This is a genomic window from Streptomyces sp. NPDC001868, assembly GCF_040297125.1.
In the GTDB taxonomy this organism is placed as follows: domain Bacteria; phylum Actinomycetota; class Actinomycetes; order Streptomycetales; family Streptomycetaceae; genus Streptomyces.
Window position 1 is genome coordinate 1 of the sequence record NZ_JBEOYO010000028.1, and the last position, 23,955, is coordinate 23,955.

Below are 23,955 nucleotides of genomic sequence, written 5' to 3' on the forward strand. Positions count from 1 at the left end.
GGTCGCGCAGTTCCCCGCGCCCCTGAAGGCAACGGCCCCTGCGGGCCGTTGAAAAAGCACGGGGCGCAGCCCCTGCTTTTTCAGGGGCGCGGGGAACTGCGCGAGAAGCCCCCACCGGACCCGCACCCACCCACCACGCCCACCCACCCCCCGGCCAAAAAGAAGGGCGCCCCGATGAGCGTCGTCATCTGTTCGCTGAAGTGGGAGAAGGCGCACTCCGGAGTACAGCGGATCACCTACGACCCGGACGGCTACCACCTGGTCCGCTTCCCGTACGAGAAGACCGAGGAGTCGTACGACCCCTGGAAGATGCACGACCCGGCGCACGGCGGCGGCACCGCCTCGACGTTCCCCGACGCGCGCTCCGGGCTGATCTGGCCCAGCCACGACGGCTGGGGCGTGCTGTCGGCGATGGTGTTCTGGGAGCCGGACCCCAGGACGCTGGAGTACCGGGCCCGTTTCGTGCGCGATCCGCTGAACCTCACGGAGGGGAAGTACAACTCCACGGGCACCACGGACATCGCGGCCACCCGGGGCGGCCAGTACCGCACCTATACGTGGCAGATGTTCGTGCACAAGGGCATGCCGCTCGGGCTGAAGACCTCCGCGCGTGGGTCGGGGGACACCAGGCGGGCCACGGCGCTCACCCTCGCCGAGTTCAAGCTCGCCATCCACACGGACATCAGGAGGCCGTAGTCGTCACGCCGTATCCGCTCATACACGGGGGTGCGGCATCCCCGGCGCACCCCCGCCGCGCTACGCCGAGATCAGCAGCCGTCCGCGCCTGGACTCCGCCAGGGCCTCGGGTGTGAGCACCGGTCGTGGCACCACGATTCCGCACTCCGTGCAGACCGGGCCCGAGGACGGTTCATGGGCCAGGTCGTACATATAGACGAGGCGCTCGCCCTCGCACACCGGGCAGGTCGAGCCCGGTTCGCGCTCCAGCGCGGCGATGAGCCGGCGCAGCACCTCCGCCAGGGGTTCGTCGGGATGGACCTTCGGGTCGTCGCACCAGGCGACGCCGAACCCTCCCCAGGTCAGCCGGTGCCAGTCGTCGACACTGCCCGGCCTGCGCAGCCCGTCGTGCTTCTCCTTCTTGCGGCGCTGCGCGAACTGCACCTCGTAGTCGAGCCAGACGGAGCGGGCCTCCTCCAACTCCTCCAGTGCGGCCACGAGCCGCGCCGGGTCGGGGTTGCGGTCCTCGGGGCCGAAGCCGGCCCGTGCGCACAAGTGGTCCCAGGTCGCCCGATGCCCGTAGGGGGCGAACCGCTCAAGGCACTTGCGCAGCGAGTAGCGCCGCAGTGCCAGGTCGCACCTGGGATCTCGCACCTGTCTTGCCAGACTCCGGAAACCGGCCATCGCCCTGCACCTCCGTCACACCTGCACCTGTACTTCGGTCACTTCGGCGTCGTCGTCGGGACGTCGCCGAATAGACGTATCGACACGCGATTCGGCTCCATCCGATTTCCGATGACCTCCATAAGTCGTCTACTGAGCCGTTCACGGACCGTTCCTGCCTACGTCTGACTGTCTCTGACTTCTTCTTGTCTGCTTACGACTACTTCTGAGTACCTGTTCACGCTGTGAGTCACCTGTCCGGCGGCGGTGATCGAAAAAACGTGACGCATGTTCATCTTCCAACCCGGGGATACCGGCGGTAACGTCCGGCCCACCCCCGTCGGGAGGAGCTGCCATGCCTTGGCGCACCCCACACACCTCACGCAACGCACTGGACAGACTGAGAACTCCCCGTAGATTCCCGGAGTTCCTCAAGGCCGCTTCGATATGCGCACTCGTTGCCGGTCTTTTGTCGCCTCTTTCCCCGGCTTCCCCGGCCGCTGCCGCTGACACCGACACCGCCGCCGTCGAGGCGGCCGCGGTGACCGATCACTGCGGCGGACAGTGCTCCGACATCCTGCCGCCCGGCCAGAACGGCAACGCGACCCTCGCCCAGATCCTCCTCAACCAGGCCTTCGGCTCCATGCCGGAGAACGCGAGCAACCAGCTCGGCCCCTACAACAACCTGGCCACCGGCTACCCGGGTCTCACCAACTCCACCATCAACACCTTCTTCAACGACGCCTCCTTCGGCGTCGCCTCCGACCAGGTCGCCTCCACCCTGAAACCGGCCGGCCGCACCGACGTCACGATCGTCCGCGACAAGAAGACCGGTGTGCCGCACATCACGGGCACCACCCGCTACGGCACCGAGTTCGGCGCGGGCTACGCCGCCGCCCAGGACCGGCTGTGGCTGATGGACGTCTTCCGGCACGTCGGCCGCGGCAAGCTCACCCCGTTCGCGGGCGGCGCCGCCTCCAACCAGGGCCTGGAGCAGGAGTTCTGGCGCCATGCCCCCTACACCGAGGCCGACCTCCAGGCCCAGATCGACAAGGCGGTGGCCACGAACGGCGAGCGCGGGCAGCTGGCCCTCGCCGACGTCAACGCCTATGTCGCCGGCATCAACGCCTACATCGACGCCTCCGACAGCGCCCGCAACTACCCCGGCGAGTACGTCCTGACCGGCCACAAGGACTCCGTCACCAACGCCGGCACCATCGAGAAGTTCAAGTCCACCGACCTGGTCGCCCTGGCCTCCGTCATCGGCGCCCTCTTCGGCTCGGGAGGCGGCGGCGAGGTCAACAACGCCCTGTCCCTGCTGGCCGCCCAGGAGAAGTACGGCGTCACCGAGGGCACCAAGGTCTGGGAGTCCTTCCGCGAGCGCAACGACCCCGAGGCCGCCCTCACCGTCCACGACGGCAGCTTCCCCTACGCCACCAAGCCCGCGAACCCGCAGGGCATGGCCCTCCCCGACGACGGCACGGTCGCCGAGGAGCCGCTGGTGTACGACCGCACCGGCAGCGCCGCCGGCGCCGCCTCCACGAACGTCTCCTCCGAGGCCACCGACAGCGCCCTCAGCTCAGCCCGGCGCGGCATGTCCAACGCCCTCGTCGTCAGCGGCGAGCACACCGCGAGCGGGCATCCCGTCGCCGTCTTCGGCCCGCAGACCGGCTACTTCGCCCCGCAGCTGCTCATGCTCCAGGAGATCCAGGGCCCGGGCATCAGCGCCCGAGGCGCCTCCTTCGCGGGCCTGAGCATGTACGTCGAACTCGGCCGGGGCCAGGACTACGCCTGGAGCGCCACCACCTCGGGCCAGGACATCATCGACTCGTACGCCGTCGAGCTGTGCCAGGACGACGTCCACTACCTGTACCACGGCACCTGCACGGCCATGGAGAAGATCGAACAGACCAACGCCTGGAAGCCCACGACCGCCGACTCCACCCCGGCCGGCTCGTACCGCATGCAGGTCTGGCGCACCAAGTACGGCCCCGTCACCCACCGCGCCACGGTCGGCGGCAAGAAGGTCGCCTACACCACCCTGCGCTCCTCCTACCTGAACGAGGCCGAGTCGATCATCGGCTTCCAGATGCTGAACGACCCGGACTACGTCAAGGGCCCCGAGACCTTCCAGAAGGCCGTCCAGAACATCAACTACACCTTCAACTGGTTCTACGCCGACTCCACCCACACCGCGTACTACAACAGCGGTGACAACCCGGTGCGCGCCACGAGCGTGGACCCCGAGTTCCCGGCCTGGGCCCAGTCCGCGTACGAGTGGCGGAACTGGAACCCCACCACCAACACCGCCGACTACACCCCGCCCGCCGAGCACCCGAACTCCGTCGACCAGGACTACTACATCTCCTGGAACAACAAACAGGCCGCGGACTACACCACCGCCCCCTGGGGCAACGGCTCCGTCCACCGGGGCAACCTCCTCGACGACCGGGTGAAGAAGCTGGTCGCCGCGGGCGGCGTCACCCGGGCCTCGCTGACGAAGGCCATGGCCGAGGCGGGCCTCGCCGACCTGCGGGCCGAGGACGTCGTCCCGGACCTGCTCAAGGTGATCAACAGCAGCACGGTCACGGACTCCACGGCCGCCGCGGCGGTCAGCAAGCTTCAGACCTGGGTCACCTCCGGCTCCAAACGCACGGAGACCTCGGCCGGCTCCAAGACCTACGCCGACGCCGAGGCCATCCGCATCCTGGACGCCTGGTGGCCCCTGCTGGTGAAGGCCCAGTTCGAACCCGGCCTCGGCACCGACCTCTACACCGCCATCACCGCCAACCTGCCGATCGACGAGTCCCCGTCGGCCGCGCACGGCCCGACCGGATCCCACGCCGGCAGCTCCTTCCAGTACGGCTGGTGGAGCTACGTCGACAAGGACATCCGCTCGGTGCTGGGCGAGACGGTGCGGGGCCCGCTGGCGAACAAGTACTGCGGCGGCGGCAGTGTCGGCGCCTGCCGCACCCTCCTGATCAACACCCTCAAGGAGGCCGCCGGCAAGACCGCCGCACAGGTCTACCCCGGCGACGCGTTCTGCTCGGCGGGCGACCAGTGGTGCGCCGACTCGATCATCCAGCAGCCCCTGGGAGGCATCAAGCACAACAAGATCAGCTGGCAGAACCGGCCGACCTATCAGCAGGTCGTGGAGTTCACCTCACACCGGTGACGCGCCCGCACCGGTGAGGTCCCGCGGGCGGCGGGCCGTGGTCAGGCGACACGGCCCGCCGCCAGCACCACCCGCGCCAGCTCCCGGTGGCAGATGTCGCTGTGGGCGCCGGAGGGCGCGCCGCCGCGTCTCACCACCGCCGAGGCGTCGATGTTCACACAGCCCGCGGTCGGCAGTTGGGCCTTGAGGGCGTCGGCGAGCTTGAACGACCGGGTGCCCTTCACCGCCTGGATGCCGCCGTAGCCGAGGGCGCCCCATTTGGCGCCGAGGAGGCTGTTCACGCTCAGGCCCAGCACCGTCCGCGCGTCGCCCGCCATCCGGGACGCCAGCGGATAGATCGTGCCGAGCGCCGAGTCGTGTTTGGAGTGGCAGCACACCAACGGGCCGTCGATCCGCTTCTGTTGGCCGTTGAGGACACCGCTCGCCCGGGAGTCGTGAGGGAGCCGCGCCGCGAACGCGTAGTGGGAGAAGGCCGCCTGAAGGAGCGTCACCGACTTCACCGTGTGCACCCCTTCGGGCAGCCCGCGCAGCGCGAACGACACGAGACGCGCGCCGAAGCTGTGCCCCACGAGGTGCACCCGCACCTTCGGCGCCTTCCGCGCGAGCTGTCCGATCAGCCGCCCCAGCCCCCGCTCGCCGACCGTCCCCGCCCGGCGCTTCATCGCGAAGTAGGTGGCCTGACGCAGAAGTTCATGCGCGCCGTCCCAGGCCCGGGGCGGGGTGACGACGGCCCCGGTCATCACCCCCGAGGTCTCGACCTCGGCCAGCCCCGCCGCGAAGTCCGCGCACACCGTCACCGCGTCCCCGCACAGCATCCCGGGCGTGCCCTCAGGCACCCCCTCCACGATGGTGTCCGCCGTGAACGCGCCCTGCGGCCCCTGGGGCGGCACCTCCACCAGCAGCCGTACGAGCCGCCCGAACTCCTCCAACGAGGCACCCTCGTCCGGCCGTTGCTCCAGCAGCCGCGCCAACTGCTCGACGAGGGTGGCCCGCCCGGGGAAGACCTCCAGGAGCGCGTGCCGGGTGTTCTTGTCGAGCGTGGGGCGGCTGGGCGCGACGGCCGGGACCGGCTTGATGTCCGGGATCGGCTCGTCCGAGAACCGCATCGAGGGCCACAGCACACCCACGTAGCCCAGCCTGGCGTGCGGTGCGAGCGCCGGGAACGGGGCGAAGAAGCGGCTGTAGAGCCCGGTCGCGCCGGACCGGTCGCTGTTCCAGCCGTGCGCGAAGACGACCAGATCCACGACCCCGCGCCTGCCGACCCCGTCGAGCAGCCGGTCCCGCTGACCGGTGTCCACGTCCCCGTCCGCGTCGAAGGTCAGTTCCCAGTAGGGAGTCACGCTCATTCCCGGATCCGCCATGACGAGCCCCCTTCGGCCCCCGTTGGTGGTGCGCTCAGGCGCATGGTCCTGCCAACGGCGAAGGATGGCCATACGTCACGTACGGCCCGTACCCGTGGTGCGGGCTACCGGTACAGCAGATACTCCGCGCGCACCCCGCGGAACGCCGTCAGCTCCTCCTGCCAGCCCGCCACGACCTCGTCCGTGTCCGCGCCCGCGTCGATCATCGTCCGCACCCGCGCCGAACCGGTCAGCTTGTCGATCCAGTCGTCCGGACGCCAGGCGAAGCCGCTCCACACCTTCCTGGCGGTCACGAGGAGACCGATCCCGGTGCGCACGGGGTCGTACGCGGCCCGGTCGTGGACATGGATCTGTACGCCGCCGATGGTCTTCCCCTGGAACTTGGAGAACGTCGGCGCGAAGTACGCCTCCCTGAAGTGCGCGCCGGGCAGCCCGAGCCCGTTCACGGCGGCCGCCCACCGCCGGTCGATCCCCTCCGCGCCGAGCAGCTCGAACGGCCGGGTCGTGCCGCGCCCCTCCGACAGGTTCGTCCCCTCGAACAGGCACGTCCCGGAGTACACGAGCGCGGTGTCCGGCGTCGGCATGTTCGGGCTCGGCGGCACCCAGGGCAGCCCCGAGTCGTCGAAGAACCGCGACCGCTTCCACCCCGACATCAGGACGGTCTCCAGCGGTACGGGGGTGGTGAGGAACTCCCCGTTGAACAGCCGCGCCAGCTCGGCCACCGTCATCCCGTGCGCCTGCGAGATCGGCTGCCGCCCGACGAACGTCGCGAACTCCTTGTGCAGCACGGGCCCCTGGGCGCTCCGCCCGGTCACCGGGTTCGGCCGGTCCAGCACCACGAAACGCTTGCCCGCGAGCTGGGCCGCCTCCATGCAGTCGTACAGCGTCCAGATGTACGTGTAGAAGCGGGCGCCCACGTCCTGGATGTCGAAGACGACCGTGTCCACGCCGGAGGCGGTGAAGATGTCCGCGAGGGGCCGGCCGCTCTTCAGGTACGTGTCGTAGACCGGCAGCCCGGTCGCCGGGTCGTCGTGGCGGCCCTCGGAGCCGCCGGCCTGGGCGGTACCGCGAAAGCCGTGCTCCGGGCCGAAGACGGCCCTGAGGTCCACGCGGTCGTCGGCGTGCATCACGTCGACGATGTGGCGGGCGTCGCGGGTGATGCCGGTGGGGTTGGTGACGATGCCGACCTTCTGGCCGCCGAGGAGTTTGTAGCCGTCCCCGGCCAGGCGCTCGAAGCCGGTGCGTAGCCGTTGCCCTTGGCGGGCGGCCTCGGCGGGGGGTCCGGTCGTGAGGCCGGTGGTGGAGGCGGTGGCCGCTGTGGCCGCTGTGGATGCGGCCAGGAAGGTGCGGCGGGAGAGGTGCATGGGGGTGACCTCCGTCATCGCGGGGAGCGGTGTATGTGCAAGCTAGCGCTTCCTCGGGTGGTTTGTGATCCGCGGGTCGTGTGTGGCTGGTCGCGCGGTTCCCCGCGCCCCTTGCGGGGGCTTCGGTGGCGCCCTTCCTCTGGCACATACCGACCGGTTAGTCTGGCCCTCTTGGCAGGCTGTTCTTGAGGTGTCGCGTCGAAGGAGACCGATCGTGGGAGCTGTGCGGGATGCGGGTGTGGTCGTCACAGGGGCCGGTGGGGGGATCGGGGCCGCTCTGGCGCGGCGGTTCGCGGCCGAGGGGGCGCGGGTCGTCGTGAACGACCTGGACGGGGACCGGGCCAAGGCGGTGGCCGACGAGATCGGCGGGATCGCCGTGCCGGGGGACGCGTCCTCGATCGTCGCCGACGCGCGCGACGCGCTCGGCGGAACGGTGGACGTGTACTGCGCGAACGCCGGGCTCGCCTCCGGTGGCACCGAGGCGGCCGACGAGAAGGTCTGGGCGCTCGCCTGGGACGTCAACGTCATGGCGCACGTCCGGGCGGCCCATGAGCTGCTGCCGGCGTGGCTGGAGCGGGGCAGCGGGCGTTTCGTCTCGACGGTCTCGGCGGCGGGGCTGCTCACGATGATCGGCGCCGCGCCCTACAGCGTCACCAAGCACGGGGCGTACGCCTTCGCCGAATGGCTCTCCCTCACCTACCGCCACCGGGGCCTCAAGGTCCACGCGATCTGCCCGCAGGGAGTGCGTACCGACATGCTGACCGCCTCCGGCAGCGCGGGCGACCTGGTGCTCACCCCGACCGCGATCGAACCGGAGGACGTGGCCGACGCGCTCTTCGAGGGCATCGAGAAGGACCGCTTCCTGATCCTGCCGCACCCCGAGGTGGCCGGCTTCTACCAGGCCAGGGCCGCCGACCCGGACCGCTGGCTGACGAACATGAACCACATCCAGCGCAAGTGGGAGACGACGGGCTGACCGCCCTGCCCGGCGCACGGGCGCCGGAGAGTGGGATGATCCTCCGGCGGGAGCGCCCGATACCGGCCGGTCGGGAACCGATCGGCGGCCGGCGGGCGACCAGTAGGCGACAACAGAACCTCGGAAGGCAGGTGGCGGCAGTGCCCAGGACGACGGACGGAGACGGTACGCCCGTCCCGCAGCGGCTGCTGGCCGCCGCCACCCGGCTCTTCGCCGAGCGGGGCTACGACCGTACCTCCGTGCAGGAGATCGTCGAGGCGGCCGGTGTCACCAAGGGCGCGCTCTACCACTACTTCGGCTCCAAGGACGACCTGCTGCACGAGGTGTACGCGCGCGTGCTGCGGCTCCAGCAGGAGCGGCTGGACGCGTTCGCGGGGGCCGACGCGCCGGTCGAGGAGCGGTTGCGGGGGGCGGCCGCGGATGTCGTCGTCACCACGATCGACAATCTCGACGACGCGATGATCTTCTTCCGGTCCATGCACCATCTGAGTCCCGAGAAGAACAAGCAGGTCCGTGCGGAGCGTCGTCGCTATCACGAGCGGTTCCGTGCGCTCGTGGAGGAGGGGCAGGAGACCGGCGTCTTCTCCAAGGCGACCCCTGCCGATCTGGTGGTCGACTACCACTTCGGTTCCGTCCACCACCTGTCGACCTGGTACCGCCCGGACGGCCCCATGGGCCCCCAGGAGGTCGCGAACCACCTGGCGGACCTCCTGCTCCGGGCGTTGCGACCGTAGACGCCTCATAGCTCGGGGGCGCCGGTTCATCGGCGAGTGCGGCCACGTCGTGGCTGATCGCGCAGTTCCCCGCGCCCCTGAAGATTCAGGCCCCTGCGGGCCTGAAAAGGGCGGGGCGCAGCCCCTGCTTTTCAGGGGCGCGGGGAACTGCGCGACCAGCCCCCACGCACCCGCACCCGCCAACGAACCCGCGCCCCCCGAGCTATGAGGCGCCCGGCCTCACACGTACCGCTTCAGCTCCCGTCGGGCCAACGACCGCTGATGCACCTCATCCGGCCCGTCCGCGATCATCAGCGTCCGCGCACTCGCGTACAGCTCGGCCAAGGGGAAGTCCTGACTGACCCCACCCGCCCCGTGCAACTGGATCGCCCGGTCGAGGATGTCCACGACCGCACGCGGCGTGGCGATCTTGATGGACTGGATCTCCGTGTGGGCGCCCTTGTTGCCGACGGTGTCCATCAGCCAGGCCGTCTTCAGCACCAGCAGCCGCAACTGCTCGACCGTCACCCGCGCGTCGGCGATCCAGTTGTGCACGACACCCTGCTGGGCCAGCGCCTTGCCGAACGCCGTACGGGACACGGCCCGCCGGCACATCAGCTCGATCGCCCGCTCGGCCATGCCGATCAGCCGCATGCAGTGGTGGATGCGCCCCGGCCCGAGCCGGGCCTGGGCGATGGCGAACCCGCCGCCCTCCTCGCCGATCAGGTTGGCCACCGGTACCCGCGCACCCTCGAAGACGACCTCCGCGTGACCGCCGTGCGAGTGGTCCTCGTAGCCGAACACCCGCATGGCCCGCTTGACGGTCACACCCGGGGTGTCACGAGGCACCAGCACCATGGACTGCTGACGCCGGATGTCCGCGCCGTCCGGGTCCGTCTTGCCCATCACGATGAAGATCTTGCAGTCCGGGTTCATCGCCCCGGAGATGTACCACTTGCGGCCGGTGATGACGTATTCGTCGCCGTCCCGCTCGATGAGGGTGGTGATGTTGGTGGCGTCCGAGGAGGCCACGTCCGGCTCGGTCATCGCGAACGCCGAGCGGATCTCACCGGCCAGCAGCGGCTCCAGCCACTGCTTCTTCTGCTGCTCGTCGGCGAACTGGGTCAGCACCTCCATGTTCCCGGTGTCGGGCGCCGCGCAGTTCGTGGCCGTCGGCGCCAGGTGCGGGCTGCGGCCGGTGATCTCGGCGAGCGGCGCGTACTGGAGGTTGGTGAGCCCGGCCCCGTACGCGGAGTCGGGCAGGAAGAGGTTCCACAGGCCCTGGCGGCGGGCCTCGGCCTTCAGCTCCTCCACCACGGCCGGTGTGTCCCAGGGCGAGGCCAGCTCGGCCCGCTGCTCCTCGGCCACGGCCTCCGCCGGGTACACGTACTCGTCCATGAAGGCGAGGAGCTTGGCGCGCAGCTCCTCCGTACGGGCGTCGAATGCGAAGTCCATGCTGATCAGCCTTCCTGGGAGCCGGCGCGCAGAGTCGTCAGGCCGTGTTCGATGAAGACGGGGACCAGGTCGCCGATGCGGTCGAAGCCGCGGCCGACCGTCTGGCCGAGGGTGTACCGGTAGTGGATGCCCTCCAGGATCACGGCGAGCTTGAACCACGCGAACGCCGTGTACCAGGACACCGAGGAGACGTCGCGGCCCGAGCGCGCCGCGTACCGCTCGACGATCTCGGCCGGATCCGGGTGCCCGGCCGCCGCCGCGGTGGTGGAGACGGGGGAGTCGGGCGTGGCGAGCGGCACGCTGTACATCACCAGCAGCCCCAGATCGGTGAGCGGATCACCGAGCGTGGACATCTCCCAGTCGAGGATGGCCCTGATCCGGTCGTCGTCACCGAGCAGGACGTTGTCGAGGCGGTAGTCGCCGTGCACGACGGTCGCCGCGGGGGAGTGGGGCAGCTGTCGCCCCAGCGCCGCGTGCAGTTCGTCGATACCGGCCAGCTCGCGGTTGCGGGACGCGTCCAACTGCTTGCCCCAGCGCCGCAGTTGCCGGTCGAGGAAGCCCTCCGGGCGCCCGAAGTCGGCGAGGCCCACCTCGGCGGGGTCGACCGCGTGCAGCTCGACGAGGGTGTCGACGAGGCTCAGCACGGCGGCCCGGGTGCGCTCCGGGCCCAGCGGGGCCAGCTGCTCGGCGGTGCGGTAGGGGGTGCCCTCGACGAAGTCCATGACGTAGAAGGGCGCGCCGAGCACGTCCTCGTCCTCGCAGAGCAGCACGGGGCGCGGCACCGGCACCTCCGTCGGGTGCAGCGCGCTGATCACCCGGTGCTCGCGCTTCATGTCGTGCGCGGTCGCCAGCACATGGCCCAGCGGCGGGCGCCGTACGACCCACTTCGCGACACCGTCCGTGACCGCGTACGTCAGGTTCGACCGTCCGCCCTCGATCAGCCGGCCGGTGAGCGGGCCGCCCACGAGTCCGGGCCGCTCGCCGTCGAGCAGGGCGCGGAGCCGGTCGAGGTCGAGACCTGGCGGATGGTCTGGGTGCATCATCGCTCCTACGCGCGGTGTACGGGGATCTGACCCGACTCATGATGCCGACCGGTCGGTATGTCGTCCAGTGGGCGGCACGAAAGTGATCGGAGTCTCGACGGGATCCGGCCGTACGTGGCCGGATCCCGCGGCGGAGAACCACGCACGCCGTCACGCGTGGCAGGTCATCATCTCCCCGCCGTTGACGGTCGCCATGTCGATGAACCCGGCGAACGGGTCCACGCCCTCACCCTCCGGGTGTCCGTCCAGCTCGGCGTACGCCCGGTGCAGGTTCGCCACCAGCCTTTCGCTCTCCGGCAGCGCGGCGTACTCCCCGAGATCCGTGTTCCGGGCCGCCTCCAGCGGGGTGAGACCGGCCGCGTGCGACTTCTCGGCGACCTCGGCCACGAACCGCATGTACCGCTCGGCCCTGTCGAACGCGGACGGGTCGGTCACCGGCCCGTGCCCCGGTACGACGGTCTCGGCGCCCAGCTCGCGCAGCAGCGCCAGCGCCCGCAGGGAACCGCTCAGCGACCCCATCAGGAAGAACGGCGTCCCGCCCTCGAAGACCAGGTCCCCCGCGAACAGCACCCGCCGGTGCGGCAGCCATACGACGGAGTCGCCGACGGTGTGGGAGATGCCCGGGTGAATGACGTGGGCCTCGATGTCGCCGACGTGCAGCGTCACCCGGTCGTCGTACGTCAGGTCCGCGCCCTGGATCTCGACGTCCCCGAAGTCGGTGTCCGGCCACAGCAGATGGAGGTGCTGCCCGCTGGCGAGGGCCTCGCGGCGGCAGGCGGAGTGCGAGACGAGGGTGGCGGCCGGCGTGAAGAAGCCGTTGCCGTAGGTGTGGTCCCCGTGGTGGTGGGTGTTGACCAGGAATCGGGGCCTGGGGACACCGGTCGCGTCGAGCGCGGCGCCCAAAGCCCGGGTCCGGCGCTCCGTCGCCGCCGTGTCCACGAGCAGAGTGGTGGTCCCGTCACTCACGAAACCGGAGTTGTTCAGACACCATCCGCCGTCCGGCTGCACATACGCGTACACGTCGCTCGCGAGCTCGACGGTGTACGGATCTTCTGCGGTCACAGTGACCCCCTTCATCCCCCCGGATCGTCGCCAACTGGTGGTCAGAGCCTGCCAGTCGGCGACGATCCGGTGGAATCCGGGGTGTACGGAAGCGGTGCGGGTGGGGGTGCCGTCAGTGGTCGTCCCAGTGCCCGTCGTGGGCGGCGTGCCGGTGGCCGTCGTGCACGTAGTCCACGTGGTCCCCGTGGGTGACCGCCTGGTGCCCGCAGTCCTCGCCGTGCTCGTGGGAGTGGCCGTCGTGCGCGGTGTGCCCGCTCGGCTCGCATTCGTCCCAGTGGCCGGAGTGCTCGCGGTGCAGATGCCCGTCGTGCGCGTAGTCGGTGTGGTCACCGTGCGACACGGCGGTGTGCCCGCAGGCCGGGCCGTGGTCGTGGTCGTGGACGGGGTGTTCCTGGTGCAGGGTGGTCATCGCGCTCACCTTCGGTGGGGCAGTGGGTGACATATCCAGGCTAGTCACAGAAGCCCCAATTCTTCCTTTCTGAAACTCCATGCACACCCCAAGCCCTGTCCTGGCTTTGGTCAGAGGACCAGGGCCGCGCCGCACACCGCGAGGGCGATCACGCACAGGACGGCCGTCGCGGCGATCCGGGGCTCGAGCACGGGCGGGCGGGTGGCGGTCAGGGCGTGGATACGGCCATGGGCGAGCGCCAGGATGCCCAGCCACAGCACCGCGCACAGGGCCGCGGCCACCACGCCCGCCGTGGACGGGGCGCCGTGCAGCGCGGACTTCGCGGCGAGCACGGCGATCACGGCGCCCGTCAGGGTCGTACGCCGCCAGGCGAGCCGGGTGCGCTCGGGCTGGAGGCCGGGGTCACGGTCGGGCGCCTCGGGGGGAGCGGACGGGGCGGACGGTGGCGGGCTCACCCCTCCCACCCGAGCAGCACCACGACGACCATGGCGACGGCGACCACGGCGACCACGAGGCCGAGCACCGCCGGGAAGCGGGACACCGGCAGATCCTCCCCGCGCCGCATCGCCCGCTCGCAGCGCACCCAGTGGTTGACGGCCCGCAACGCGCACAGCACCCCGGCGGCCAGCAGGGCGAGCGCGAGCCCGACGCGCCAGCCCCAGCGCAGGTCCGGCAGGAACTGGTCCACCGCGAAACCGCCGCCGATGAGGGCGAGCGAGGTGCGCAGCCAGGCCAGGAAGGTCCGCTCGTTGGCGAGGGAGAACCGGTAGTCCGGGGTCCGGCCTTCCGCCCGGACCCCCTCGGGGGCGAACCAGAGCCGGACGTTCCGTACAAATTCGATCACGTACAGGACAGTACCGGTCGCCTTCGGGGTGCAGATCGCCCTCCCCAGGCTCTACTGCGCGGCCCGGCCCGCCCTCAGCCGCTCGTACGCCGCCAGCCCGTCCGGCACCCACTCCCAGGTGCCCAGCCGCTGTTCCAGCTCCGCCTCGGTCAGGAAGCCGTGCCAGGCGACCTCCTCCACCTGCGGGTTCACCGGCAGCGGGCAGCGGACCTGGTACACGGCCGACCACCAGGTGCGCCCGGCCCCGTCGTCGTACAGGAACTTGAACAGCGGGTCGGGCCTGGGCAGCCCGGAGACGCCCAGTTCCTCCTCGGCCTCGCGCAGCGCCGCGTCGTCGTAGGACTCGCCCGTCGCGACGACGCCGCCCACGAACATGTCGTACAGCGCCGGAAAGACCAGCTTCGTGGCCGTCCGCCGATGCACGAACACCCGCCCCTCGGCGTCCCGGGCCAGCACGAACACGGCCCGGTGCCGCATCCCCCGGGCATACACCTCCCCCCGCGGGGCCTGCCCGATGACCTCGTCGTTCTCGTCCACGATGTCGAGGATCTCGTCTGCGGCGCTCATGGCTCCATCCAAGCAGGGGGAGGGTTGACCGCGAGTGTCGACCGCGGGTGGGTGGGGCTTCTCGCGCAGTTCGCCGCGCCCCTAAAAGCTTCAGGCCCCTGCGGGCCTGAAGGGCGACGGACCTGTGCGGGCCTGAAACGACCACGGGACCGCGGGCCTGAAGTCGACGGGACTGCGGGCCTGAAGTCGACGGGACCGCGGGCCGAAAAGCGAAGCGGGGCGCAGCCCCCGCTTCGCTTTTCAGGGGCGCGGGGAACTGAGCGACCAGCCCCCACCGAACCCGCACCCGCTACGCGACCCGAACCCCCGCGCTCTCCCGCACCGCACCGGCGGAGCCCCCCGCGGAGCCACAGGGCATGGCCGGATGCATCCCGAGCAGCACCACCCCCACCACGACCCCGGCCAACCCCACCGCCTCCCACGCGAGCGCCCCCGCGTCCATCCGCAGCCGGTCCCCCAGGAACCCCACCCCGCACACGATCCCCGCCAACGGCTGCGCGGCGGTCAACGCGGGCAGCGACATCCGCAGCGGCCCCGCCTCGAACGCGCTCTGCACGAGCAGCAGTCCCGTCACACCGAGCAGCACGACCCCGTACGGCTGCCACGAGGTGAACAGCCCGCCCCATCCGGCCTCGGTGAACAGCTGCCCGCTGACCCGGGTGAGCGCGTCCTGGACGCCGTAGAGGAGCCCGGCGGCGACCGCGAGGAGCACCGGCGCCGCACTGAGCCGCGACCGCTTCGCGTACGCCGTGAGCAGTAGCGCGAGCCCCAGCATCACGCCGATGATCAGCCACTGCCGGAAGGGCCCGCCGACCGCCGCCCCGCCCTCCGGCCGACCGGCGACGATGAAGGCGGTGACGCCGCCCGCGAGCAGTACCAGCCCCGCCCAGCCCTGCCGGCCCAGCGGCTGCCGGGTCTGCCGGCGGGAGAGGGCCAGCGCGAAGAGGAGGTTCGTGGCGAGGAGCGGTTCCACGAGGGTGATCTCGCCCTGACTGAGCGCGACCGCGCCCAGGGCCATGCCGCACACCATCAGCCCGATCCCGCCGAGCCAGCGCGGCACCCGGATCAGGTCGAGCAGCAGCCGGGGCGAGAGGAAGTCGCCCAGCGGGGCGTGCGCGGCGGCCTGCTGCTGGAGAACGAAGCCGAATCCCAGACAGCAGGCGGCGCCCACGGCGAGAAGGAGAACGAGAACCGACACGCGGAATACCTCGGGTCGTCGGACGGGCGGCGGCGCGTGGCCCCGGAGGGGCATCCGCTCGGCATCCCGGTCGGAGGGCGATATGTGCCCCGACGGGTGGCCCGGTACGTATTCAGGCGACTCTAGCCGCCCCGCCGGAGGCTGTCCGTAAGAGGAGACACATCTCGGCAGTTGACTAGGTCACTCCTTCTGCCGAAGGATCTGATCCCAAAGCTGCTGACCGGCCAGTAACAAAGCGTGGGGCCGTGCCTGGCCTGCTTCGCCCTGCCCCCGCTTGCCCGCCCCGTTCCCGAGAGGACGTCCTCGAATGTCGTACGACGCAGATGTGATCGTGATCGGGGCGGGCCTCGCGGGGCTCGCGGCGACCGCGGAGCTCGTCGACGCCGGCCGCAAGGTGATCCTCCTCGACCAGGAGCCGGAGCAGTCGATCGGCGGCCAGGCGCACTGGTCCTTCGGCGGACTCTTCTTCGTCGACTCGCCCGAGCAGCGCCGTCTGCGGATCAAGGACAGCCACGCCCTCGCCCTCCAGGACTGGATGGGCACCGCCGCCTTCGACCGCGAGGAGGACCACTGGCCCCGCAAGTGGGCCGAGGCGTACGTCGACTTCGCGGCCGGCGAGAAGCGGTCCTGGCTGCACCGGCAGGGCGTCCGGTTCTTCCCGGTGGTCGGCTGGGCCGAGCGCGGCGGCTACGACGCCAACGGCCACGGCAACTCCGTCCCCCGCTTCCACATCACCTGGGGCACCGGGCCCGGCCTCGTCGCGCCCTTCGAGCGGCGGGTGCGGGACGGCGTGGCCCGGGGGCTGGTCCAGCTGAAGTTCCGGCACCGGGTGACCGGCCTGTCGCGCAGCGCGGGCGCCGTCGACACCGTCACCGGCGAGATCCTGGAGGCGTCGGGCATCGAGCGCGGCCAGGCCAGCAGCCGCACGGTCACCGGCGCCTTCGAACTGAAGGCCCAGGCCGTGATCGTCACCACCGGCGGCATCGGCGGCAACCACGATCTCGTCCGCGCCAACTGGCCCGAGCGCCTCGGCAACCCCCCGGAGAAGATGATCTCCGGTGTGCCCGCGCACGTGGACGGCCGGATGCTCGGCATCGCCGAGGAGGCGGGCGCGAACCTGATCAACCGCGACCGTATGTGGCACTACACCGAGGGCATCCAGAACTGGAACCCGATCTGGGAGAACCACGGCATCCGTATCCTCCCCGGCCCGTCCTCGCTCTGGCTGGACGCCCGCGGCAGGCGGCTCCCGGTCCCGCTGTTCCCCGGCTTCGACACCCTGGGCACGCTGGAACACATCATGAAGACCGGCTACGACTACACGTGGTTCGTCCTCGACCAGAAGATCATCGGCAAGGAGTTCGCCCTCTCCGGCTCCGAGCAGAACCCCGACCTGACCGGCAAGTCCGTCAAGGACGTCTTCATCCGGGCCCGCGCGGACGTCCCCGGCCCGGTGAAGGCCTTCATGGACAACGGCGTCGACTTCGTCGTCGAGAAGGACCTCGGCTCCCTCGTCCGCGGCATGAACGCCCTCACCAAGGAGCCGCTGATCGACGAGGCCGAGCTGCGCCGCGAGATCGTCTCCCGGGACCGCGAGGTCGCCAACCCCTTCACCAAGGACCTGCAGATCATGTCGATCCGGGGGGCCCGCAACTACCTCGGCGACAAGCTCATCCGCACCGCCACCCCGCACCGCATCCTCGACCCCAAGGCGGGCCCGCTGATCGCCGTCCGCCTGAACATCCTGACCCGCAAGTCCCTCGGCGGCCTGGAGACCGACCTGTCCTCCCGCGTCCTCACCGAGGGCGGTGACCCGCTGGAGGGCGTGTACGCGGCCGGCGAGGCCGCCGGCTTCGGCGGCGGCGGTGTGCACGGCTACCGCTCCCTGGAGGGCACCTTCCTCGGCGGCTGCCTGTTCTCCGGCCGTACGGCGGGCCGCGCGGCGGCGAAGGCGCTGAGCTGAGCCGGGAGCGGCGAAGGCTTACCGAATCCTGACGGATATCCGCCGCCACTGGCCCGACCGGGGCGGCGGATGGTCGAATCGGTGTGTGAACCCTGAACATCCCGAAGCGCGGCAAGCGCCGACGGAGCACCCCGAAGACCAGGAAGACCGGGAAGGCCCCGGCGGCCGGGAACCCGAGCCGGGCAAACCCATCGGCCGCCGTATCCTCCTCGGCACCCTCGGACTCGGCGCCCTCGGCGTGGTCTCCGCGCCCGTGCTCCAGCGCGGCATGGAGGCGTTCCTCGGCGAGGCGGCCCAGAAGGACCCCACCGGGCTGACCGGCCTGCTGCCCAACGGCGGCGGTTTCCGCTACTACTCGGTGACGTCGTCCGTGCCGCGCAAGACCGCGAAGAACTACCGCCTCACCGTCGACGGCCTGGTCGACAAGCCCGGCTCGTACACCCTCGCCGACCTGCGGGCCCTCCCGCAGACCCGGATGGTCAAGGACGTCCAGTGCGTCACGGGCTGGCGCGTGCCGGACACCCCGTTCGAGGGCGTACGGCTCTCCACGCTGCTGGACGCGGCCGGCGTCCGCTCCTCGGCGGGCGCGGTCCGCTTCACCTGCTTCGACGGGGCGTACAGCGAGAGCCTCACCCTGGAACAGGCCCGCCGCGCGGACGTCCTGGTTGCCCTGCGCATGCAGGACAAGGACATCAGCCACAACCACGGCGGCCCCGTACGCCTCTATGTCGCCCCCATGTACTTCTACAAGTCGGCCAAGTGGCTCTCCGGCATCGAGATCACGGAGAAGGTCGAGCCGGGCTACTGGGAGGAGCGGGGCTACGACATCGACGCGTGGGTCGGCCGATCGAACGGGCGGGACGATGCGCCAACGACTTGAGACACCCCCGGTCCGGGCCGAGACCCGCGTCCGGCGCTTCACGGCCGCCGAACGCTGGATCCACCGCACGACGGCCGCCCTGATGGGCGTCTGCGTGGCGACGGCGGCCTGTCTCTACCTCCCCGCCCTCGCCGAACTGGTCGGCCGCCGGGCCCTGGTGGTCACGGTCCACATATGGACGGGTTTGCTCCTGCCGCTGCCGGTCCTGGCGGGCCTCGCCTCCCGCGCGTTCCGCGCGGACGTCGGCCGGCTGAACCGCTGGGGCCCGCACGACCGCGTCTGGCTCCGCGCCGCCCGCCGCCGCGTCCCCGGCCCGCGCCCCGCCGCCAAGTTCAACGCGGGACAGAAGCTCTACGCCTCCTGGATCGCCGGCGCCACCCTCGTCATGCTCGCCACGGGCCTGATGATGTGGTTCACCCACCTCACCCCGCTGATGTGGCGCACCAGCGCGACCTTCGTCCACGACTGGCTGGCCCTGACCATCGGCATCGTCCTGGCCGGCCACATCGGCATGGCCCTGGGCGACCCGGAGGCCCGGCGGGGACTGCGGACCGGGTCGGTGAGCAAGGAGTGGGCGGACCGGGAACACCCGCTGTGGCGGCCGTGAGGCCGTACGCGTGCGGGCGCCCCCGGTCCCGTACCGCCGGGATCACCGGCGCCGCGTGCTCCTAGATCACCAGCGACAACAGCAGCACGATCGCCCCCGCCACCACCGAGATGATCGTCTCCATCACCGACCAGGTCTTGATGGTCTGGCCGACGGTCATCCCGAAGTACTCCTTCACCATCCAGAACCCGGCGTCGTTGACATGGCTGAAGAAGAGCGAGCCGGCGCCGATCGCGAGGACCAGCAGGGCCGTATGGGTGGTCGACATGTCCGCGGCGAGCGGGGCCACCAGCCCCGCCGCCGAGATCGTGGCGACCGTCGCCGAACCGGTGGCCAGCCGGATCGCCACCGCGATCAGCCAGGCCAGGACGAGCGCGGGGATCGACCAGTCCTCGGAGATCTCCAGGACCATCTGGCCGACCCCGGAGTCGATGAGCGTCTGCTTGAAGCCGCCGCCCGCACCGACGATCAGCAGGATGCCCGCGATGGGCGCGAGGGACTTCTCGACGGTCGAACCGAGCCGCTCCTTGGTGAACCCGGCCGCCCGCCCCAGCGTGAACATGCCCACGATCACGGAGGCCAGCAGCGCGATCAGCGGTGAACCGGCCACGTCGAAGACCCGCTGAATCATCTGTTCGGGATCGTCCACGATGATGTCCACCAGCGCCTTGGCCAGCATCAGCACCACCGGCAGCAGCATGGTCGCGATGGTCGCGCCGAACCCGGGCCGCTTCTCCAGCTCCTCCGAGGCGCGCGCCGGGATCATGCGCTCGGGCACGGGCACGTCCACCCAGCGCGCCGCGTACTTCGAGAACAGCGGCCCGGCGATGATCACGGTCGGTATCGCCACGACCAGGCCCAGCGCCAGCGTGACCCCCAGGTTGGCCTGTACCGCGTCGATCGCGACCAGCGGGCCGGGGTGCGGCGGGATCAGCCCGTGCATGACGGACAGACCGGCCAGGGCGGGGATGCCGATCCGCATCAGCGAGTAGTTGCCGCGCTTGGCGACCATCAGCACCACCGGGATCAGCAGCACGATCCCGACCTCGAAGAACAGCGGCAGCCCGATCACGGAGGCGATCAGCACCATCGCCCACGGCATCGCCCGCCCGCCGGCCCTGGCGAGGATCGTGTCGACGATCTGGTCGGCGCCCCCGGAGTCCGCCAGGAGCTTGCCGAGGATCGCGCCCAGCGCGATGAGCACGCCCACCCCGGCCACGGTCGACCCGAGTCCGGTGGTGAAGCTCAGGATCGCCTTGTCCAGCGGCGCCCCGGCGAACGCGCCGAGCGCGAGCGAGCCGATGGTCAGCGCCAGGAAGGCGTGCACCTTGAACCTGGTGATGAGCACGACGATGACGGCGATGCCCGCCAGTACGGCGATGCCCAGCTGAGCGTGTCCCGCCGAGGTGATCGGCTCGACGGGGTCCGCTGCCAGCAACTCGACGTTGAGTCCGGTCACGGTGAGAACGTCCTTGTGTGGAGGAGGGGGGAAGTTACAGGGGATGAGGAGGGCCGCCCAGGAAAGCGGGGCCACTGGGCAGCGGCTACTGGGCAGCGGCTACTGGGCGGCGGCTACTGGGCGGCGGCTACCGGGTGGCGGCCTACGACGTCGCCGGGTCGCGTTCCCGCAGCGCGGCGACCGCCCGCTCGGCGATCTCCTCGGGCGTGCCCGAGACCTCGACCGTGACACCCGCCTCGTCCGCCTCCAGCGGCTGCAGCGTGGCGAACTGCGAGTCGAGCAGCGCCGTCGGCATGAAATGGCCCTGCCGGTGGGACATCCGGTCCTCGATGAGCGCACGGTCACCGGCGAGGTGCACGAAGACCAGTCCGGGCGCGGCCGACCGCAGCCGGTCCCGGTACCCGCGCTTCAACGCGGAACAGCTCACCACCCCGCCGAGCCCGTCCCGGCCGTGGGCCCACGCGCCGATGGCGTCCAGCCACGGCCCCCGGTCCGCGTCGTCCAGGGGTGTCCCGGCCGACATCTTGGCGATGTTGGCCGCGGGGTGGAAGTCGTCGCCCTCGGCGTACGGAACGCCGAGCCGGGCCGCGAGCAGGGGACCGATCGTCGTCTTCCCGGTACCTGCCACGCCCATCACCACGACGACATGAGGGGTACGCATCACTACCTCGCTGTCTTCGTCGACATCTGAGACGTCACCCGACGTCGACGACACTGAAACCCATTAGGTACGACGAATTCAAGCCCTCGACATAAATAAGTCTGACTTTTTCTTCACTCCCCGCTGCTCGTACCCTTCTCCCCATGACCACACCGGGCCGGGGGCTGCACGGCCGAGTACTGGACACCCTCGGACCGGCGATCACGGCGGGCGAGTACCCGCCGGGAAGCGTGCTGCGCACGGACGAACTCGCCCAGACCTTCGAGGTCTCCCGCTCGGTGATGCGTGAGGCGGTCCGCGTCCTGGAGTCCATGCACCTGGTCGAGTCCCGCCGCCGGGTCGGCGTGATCGTCCGCCCGTCCGCCGAGTGGAACGTCTACGACCCCCAGGTCATCCGCTGGCGGCTGGCGGGCGCGGACCGCCCCCGCCAGCTGCGCTCGCTCACGGTCCTGCGCTCGGCCGTCGAACCGATCGCCGCGGGCCTCGCCGCACGCCACGCCACGGCCGAGCAGTGCGCCGCGATCACCGAGTGCGCCATCGGCATGGTCGCCCACTCACGCGGCCACAAGCTGGACGGCTACCTCCACCACGACGTGGCCTTCCACCGTCTGATCCTCGACGCCTCCGGCAACGAGATGTTCGCCCGCCTCGGCGACGTCGTCGAGGAGGTCCTCGCCGGCCGCACCCACCACGCCGTCATGTTCGACGACCCCGACCCCGCCGCCGTGACCCTCCATGTCCAGGTCGCCGAGGCCATCCGCGAACACGACGCCGTACGGGCCGAGGAACTCACCCGCGAGATCACCGTGGGCGCCCTCCAGGAACTCGACATCCTGGCCCCCAACGGCCATGCCCCGGCCGCCGGTTGACCCGGAGCCCAGTCCCTATTCCAGGAACTCCCCGTCCACATAGACCCAGGCCCCGTCCACCCGCTCGAACCGGCTCCGCTCGTGCATCGAGCCGCCCCGGAACGAGGCGCGGAACGTGACCGTGCCGGTGGTGTGGAAGGCCGAGCCGTCCTGCGTGTCCAGGATCTCCAGGCCGGTCCAGCGCATGGTCGTGTCGAAGTCGACGGCGACGGGCCGCGTCCGGGGATGCCAACTGCGCAGCAGATACGCCTCGTCGCGCACGACGAACGCGCTGTAGCGCGACCGCATCAGCGCCTCGGCGGTCGGCGCGGCGGCCCCGCCCGAGTGGTACCGGCCGCAGCAGGCCTCGTACGCCTCGGACAGCCCGCAGGGGCAGGTGCGAGGGGTCGGCGAGGAGACCCGGGAAGCCCCGCTCTTCGACCTGGCCTTGGAACCGCTACGACGCGACGACATGCCCGCCATTGTGCCCGCCTCGCGAACCGGGGCCCGCACGAACCCGCGCCGCCCCGCGAACCGGGGCCCGCACGAACCCGCGTCGGCCCCCGCGTCGCGCCCTACGCCGAGCCCGCGTTCGACGGCGGATACGGCGGGCGCGCCGGGACCACGGGCCCCCTCGGCAGGGGCAGCGGCGGCAGCGCCGGCTCCCGCAGCCACGCCCGGAACAGGGCGTCCAGCGGGCCGTCCGCGTACCGCCCGGCGTGCGCGGTGAAACCGGCCGTCGTCACGGCGCCCCCGCGATGCACGGTCGCCCAGCCGCGCAGCATCCGGAAGAACGCGTCGTCACCCAGCGCGCAGCGCACCGCGTGCACGGTCAGACCGCCGCGCTCGTAGAGCCGGTCGTCGAACATCAGCTTCCGGCCCGGATCGGCCAACCGCAGATCCTGGGGGAGCGCGGCGAGCTTCTGGTGCGCGGCGGCGGCCAGTTGATGAGCCGTACGCCCGCCGGAGCGCTCCGACCACAGCCACTCCGCGTACTTGGCGAACCCCTCGTTCAACCAGATGTGCCGCCAGTCGGCGATGGACACACTGTTGCCGAACCACTGGTGCGCCAGCTCGTGCGCGACCAGCCGCTCCGAACCCCGGGCCCCGTCCACATGGTTGGCGCCGAACAGCGACAACCCCTGTGCCTCGACCGGGACATCGAGCTCCTCCTCGGTCACCACCACCGCGTACTCCCCGAACGGGTACGGCCCGAAGAGCTCCTCGAACAGCTCCATCATGGCCGGCTGCCGCGCGAAGTCCCGGGAGAACTCGGTGAGAAGGTGGGCCGGTATGTGCCCGTGCTGCGGTATGCCGCCGGGGCGCGGATCGCCCAGCAGCACCGTCTGGTACTTGCCGATCGACAGGCCGACCAGATAGCTCGACGTCGGCGCCGACTGCTCGTACACCCATGTCGTCGTGGACGCCTTCGCCGTACGGGTGAGCAGCCGCCCGCCCGCCACCACCTGGTACGCGGACGGCGTCGTGACCGAGATCTGGTACGAGGCCTTGTCGGCGGGCCGGTCGTTGCACGGATACCAGGAGGGCGCCCCGACCGGCTGGCTCGCCACCAGCGCCCCGTCGGTCAGCTCCTCCCAACCGAGCCCGCCCCAGGGGCTGTTCACCGGCTTGGGGTTGCCCGACCAGTGGACCTCGACCGTGAACGCGGCCCCCGCCCGGATCGGCTTCGCGGGCCGGATGCGCAGTCTGCCGCCCCGGTGCGAGTAGTGCGGCGCCCGGCCGTCCACCCGCACCCGGCCGATCTTGAAGTCGGCGAGGTTCAGCTGGAACTCGGCGAGCGCCGTCCGGCCCGCGATGGCATTGAGCCGCGCGCTGCCCGACAGCCGGTTCGGCCCCGGCCGGTAGTCCACAGCCAGCTCGTACCGATGCACCCGGTAACGGGAATCACCGTTCGCCGGGAAGTACGGGTCCGGACCCACCGTCTGCTGAACCGCCACTGCCGCTTCTGCTCCCCGCTGTGCTCTCGTACGACGTCCATCGTCCCCCGAGTCCCCGGACGCCGCACGAGCCG

General features: G+C 70.9%; 23 protein-coding genes. 8 read left to right on the top strand and 15 right to left on the bottom strand.

From position 1 onward, the window contains the following. Nucleotides 1-174: 174 nt before the first annotated feature. Complete coding sequence (locus tag ABT147_RS28250; protein ID WP_351411122.1) at nt 175-696, top strand: hypothetical protein; 522 nt, start codon at nt 175-177, stop codon at nt 694-696. 60 nt (nt 697-756) lie between these two features. Here the strand turns inward: ABT147_RS28250 and ABT147_RS28255 are convergent, their stop codons facing one another. Next, nucleotides 757-1,359: a hypothetical protein gene (locus ABT147_RS28255; RefSeq protein WP_351411124.1), complete on the bottom strand. Its 603-nt coding sequence runs from the start codon at nt 1,357-1,359 to the stop codon at nt 757-759. 334 nt (nt 1,360-1,693) lie between these two features. Here ABT147_RS28255 and ABT147_RS28260 point away from each other — a divergent pair, with 334 nt between their 5' ends. Further along, nucleotides 1,694-4,513: a penicillin acylase family protein gene (locus ABT147_RS28260; protein ID WP_351411126.1), complete on the top strand. Its 2,820-nt coding sequence runs from the start codon at nt 1,694-1,696 to the stop codon at nt 4,511-4,513. Nucleotides 4,514-4,554: 41 nt separating this feature from the next. On the opposite strand, the gene ABT147_RS28265 is transcribed toward ABT147_RS28260, so the two are convergent. Further along, nucleotides 4,555-5,874, bottom strand: a complete 1,320-nt coding sequence (locus ABT147_RS28265; protein WP_351411128.1) for a serine-threonine protein kinase — start codon at nt 5,872-5,874, stop codon at nt 4,555-4,557. 104 nt (nt 5,875-5,978) lie between these two features. Beyond that, on the bottom strand, nt 5,979-7,238 hold the full coding sequence (locus tag ABT147_RS28270; RefSeq protein WP_351411318.1) for an exo-beta-N-acetylmuramidase NamZ family protein: 1,260 nt from the start codon (nt 7,236-7,238) through the stop codon (nt 5,979-5,981). 211 nt (nt 7,239-7,449) lie between these two features. Between ABT147_RS28270 and ABT147_RS28275 the strand changes: the two genes are divergently transcribed. Both ABT147_RS28275 and ABT147_RS28280 read left to right on the top strand, forming a co-directional pair. Continuing rightward, the gene (locus tag ABT147_RS28275; protein ID WP_351411320.1) at nt 7,450-8,214 is read left to right on the top strand and encodes an SDR family oxidoreductase; all 765 of its coding nucleotides are present in this window, start codon (nt 7,450-7,452) and stop codon (nt 8,212-8,214) included. A gap of 140 nt (nt 8,215-8,354) precedes the next feature. Continuing rightward, entirely contained in the window at nt 8,355-8,948 is a 594-nt protein-coding gene (locus tag ABT147_RS28280) for a TetR/AcrR family transcriptional regulator (protein WP_351411130.1), read from the top strand. A gap of 219 nt (nt 8,949-9,167) precedes the next feature. On the opposite strand, the gene ABT147_RS28285 is transcribed toward ABT147_RS28280, so the two are convergent. The 8 genes from ABT147_RS28285 to ABT147_RS28320 all read right to left on the bottom strand — a co-directional run bounded on the left by ABT147_RS28285 (nt 9,168) and on the right by ABT147_RS28320 (nt 15,505). After that, nucleotides 9,168-10,382, bottom strand: a complete 1,215-nt coding sequence (locus ABT147_RS28285) for an acyl-CoA dehydrogenase family protein (RefSeq protein WP_351411133.1) — start codon at nt 10,380-10,382, stop codon at nt 9,168-9,170. A gap of 5 nt (nt 10,383-10,387) precedes the next feature. Beyond that, a complete protein-coding gene (locus tag ABT147_RS28290; RefSeq protein ID WP_351411323.1) occupies nt 10,388-11,422 on the bottom strand; it encodes a phosphotransferase family protein in 1,035 nt (344 codons plus the stop codon). Nucleotides 11,423-11,575: 153 nt separating this feature from the next. Then, nucleotides 11,576-12,487, bottom strand: a complete 912-nt coding sequence (locus tag ABT147_RS28295; RefSeq protein WP_351411135.1) for an MBL fold metallo-hydrolase — start codon at nt 12,485-12,487, stop codon at nt 11,576-11,578. Nucleotides 12,488-12,599: 112 nt separating this feature from the next. Then, nucleotides 12,600-12,896, bottom strand: coding sequence for a hypothetical protein (locus tag ABT147_RS28300; protein WP_327743595.1), 297 nt, complete (start codon nt 12,894-12,896; stop codon nt 12,600-12,602). A gap of 110 nt (nt 12,897-13,006) precedes the next feature. Continuing rightward, nucleotides 13,007-13,351, bottom strand: coding sequence for a DUF202 domain-containing protein (locus tag ABT147_RS28305; protein ID WP_351411137.1), 345 nt, complete (start codon nt 13,349-13,351; stop codon nt 13,007-13,009). Then, nucleotides 13,348-13,740: a YidH family protein gene (locus tag ABT147_RS28310; protein WP_351411139.1), complete on the bottom strand. Its 393-nt coding sequence runs from the start codon at nt 13,738-13,740 to the stop codon at nt 13,348-13,350. Before ABT147_RS28310 ends, ABT147_RS28305 begins: the two co-directional genes overlap by 4 nt. A 51-nt stretch (nt 13,741-13,791) precedes the next feature. Beyond that, nucleotides 13,792-14,307: an NUDIX hydrolase gene (locus ABT147_RS28315; RefSeq protein WP_351411141.1), complete on the bottom strand. Its 516-nt coding sequence runs from the start codon at nt 14,305-14,307 to the stop codon at nt 13,792-13,794. A gap of 289 nt (nt 14,308-14,596) precedes the next feature. Next, complete coding sequence (locus tag ABT147_RS28320; protein WP_351411143.1) at nt 14,597-15,505, bottom strand: DMT family transporter; 909 nt, start codon at nt 15,503-15,505, stop codon at nt 14,597-14,599. 307 nt (nt 15,506-15,812) lie between these two features. Here ABT147_RS28320 and ABT147_RS28325 point away from each other — a divergent pair, with 307 nt between their 5' ends. From ABT147_RS28325 to ABT147_RS28335, 3 genes are all read left to right on the top strand, one after another. Further along, the gene (locus tag ABT147_RS28325) at nt 15,813-17,468 is read left to right on the top strand and encodes an FAD-binding dehydrogenase (protein WP_351411146.1); all 1,656 of its coding nucleotides are present in this window, start codon (nt 15,813-15,815) and stop codon (nt 17,466-17,468) included. Between the two features lie 85 nt (nt 17,469-17,553). Continuing rightward, a complete protein-coding gene (locus ABT147_RS28330; protein WP_351411148.1) occupies nt 17,554-18,348 on the top strand; it encodes a molybdopterin-dependent oxidoreductase in 795 nt (264 codons plus the stop codon). After that, complete coding sequence (locus tag ABT147_RS28335) at nt 18,332-18,955, top strand: cytochrome b/b6 domain-containing protein (protein WP_351411150.1); 624 nt, start codon at nt 18,332-18,334, stop codon at nt 18,953-18,955. The genes ABT147_RS28330 and ABT147_RS28335 overlap by 17 nt, the downstream gene beginning before the upstream one ends. Before the next feature lie 61 nt (nt 18,956-19,016). Here ABT147_RS28335 and ABT147_RS28340 read toward each other — a convergent pair whose 3' ends face one another. Then, nucleotides 19,017-20,414, bottom strand: coding sequence for a GntP family permease (locus tag ABT147_RS28340; RefSeq protein WP_351411151.1), 1,398 nt, complete (start codon nt 20,412-20,414; stop codon nt 19,017-19,019). A 142-nt stretch (nt 20,415-20,556) separates the two neighbouring features. After that, on the bottom strand, nt 20,557-21,075 hold the full coding sequence (locus tag ABT147_RS28345) for a gluconokinase (protein WP_351411154.1): 519 nt from the start codon (nt 21,073-21,075) through the stop codon (nt 20,557-20,559). Nucleotides 21,076-21,218: 143 nt separating this feature from the next. On the opposite strand from ABT147_RS28345, the gene ABT147_RS28350 reads away from it, so the two are divergent. Further along, on the top strand, nt 21,219-21,944 hold the full coding sequence (locus tag ABT147_RS28350) for a FadR/GntR family transcriptional regulator (protein WP_351411156.1): 726 nt from the start codon (nt 21,219-21,221) through the stop codon (nt 21,942-21,944). 15 nt (nt 21,945-21,959) lie between these two features. On the opposite strand, the gene ABT147_RS28355 is transcribed toward ABT147_RS28350, so the two are convergent. Together ABT147_RS28355 and ABT147_RS28360 are read right to left on the bottom strand one after the other, a co-directional pair. Next, nucleotides 21,960-22,397, bottom strand: coding sequence for a YchJ family protein (locus ABT147_RS28355; protein WP_351411158.1), 438 nt, complete (start codon nt 22,395-22,397; stop codon nt 21,960-21,962). Between the two features lie 101 nt (nt 22,398-22,498). Beyond that, nucleotides 22,499-23,881, bottom strand: coding sequence for a M1 family metallopeptidase (locus ABT147_RS28360; RefSeq protein ID WP_351411160.1), 1,383 nt, complete (start codon nt 23,879-23,881; stop codon nt 22,499-22,501). Between the last annotated feature and the right edge of the window lie 74 nt (nt 23,882-23,955).

What these genes read in the sequence shown, in the direction of transcription:
- ABT147_RS28335 (WP_351411150.1), top strand. Translation starts at nt 18,332, where the DNA reads ATGCGCCAACGACTTGAGACACCCCCGGTCCGGGCCGAGACCCGCGTC.
- ABT147_RS28270 (WP_351411318.1), bottom strand. Translation starts at nt 7,238, where the DNA reads ATGCACCTCTCCCGCCGCACCTTCCTGGCCGCATCCACAGCGGCCACA.
- ABT147_RS28285 (WP_351411133.1), bottom strand. Translation starts at nt 10,382, where the DNA reads ATGGACTTCGCATTCGACGCCCGTACGGAGGAGCTGCGCGCCAAGCTC.
- ABT147_RS28350 (WP_351411156.1), top strand. Translation starts at nt 21,219, where the DNA reads ATGACCACACCGGGCCGGGGGCTGCACGGCCGAGTACTGGACACCCTC.
- ABT147_RS28290 (WP_351411323.1), bottom strand. Translation starts at nt 11,422, where the DNA reads ATGCACCCAGACCATCCGCCAGGTCTCGACCTCGACCGGCTCCGCGCC.
- ABT147_RS28265 (WP_351411128.1), bottom strand. Translation starts at nt 5,874, where the DNA reads ATGGCGGATCCGGGAATGAGCGTGACTCCCTACTGGGAACTGACCTTC.
- ABT147_RS28345 (WP_351411154.1), bottom strand. Translation starts at nt 21,075, where the DNA reads ATGCGTACCCCTCATGTCGTCGTGGTGATGGGCGTGGCAGGTACCGGG.
- ABT147_RS28355 (WP_351411158.1), bottom strand. Translation starts at nt 22,397, where the DNA reads ATGTCGTCGCGTCGTAGCGGTTCCAAGGCCAGGTCGAAGAGCGGGGCT.
- ABT147_RS28260 (WP_351411126.1), top strand. Translation starts at nt 1,694, where the DNA reads ATGCCTTGGCGCACCCCACACACCTCACGCAACGCACTGGACAGACTG.
- ABT147_RS28315 (WP_351411141.1), bottom strand. Translation starts at nt 14,307, where the DNA reads ATGAGCGCCGCAGACGAGATCCTCGACATCGTGGACGAGAACGACGAG.
- ABT147_RS28250 (WP_351411122.1), top strand. Translation starts at nt 175, where the DNA reads ATGAGCGTCGTCATCTGTTCGCTGAAGTGGGAGAAGGCGCACTCCGGA.
- ABT147_RS28255 (WP_351411124.1), bottom strand. Translation starts at nt 1,359, where the DNA reads ATGGCCGGTTTCCGGAGTCTGGCAAGACAGGTGCGAGATCCCAGGTGC.
- ABT147_RS28300 (WP_327743595.1), bottom strand. Translation starts at nt 12,896, where the DNA reads ATGACCACCCTGCACCAGGAACACCCCGTCCACGACCACGACCACGGC.
- ABT147_RS28325 (WP_351411146.1), top strand. Translation starts at nt 15,813, where the DNA reads ATGTCGTACGACGCAGATGTGATCGTGATCGGGGCGGGCCTCGCGGGG.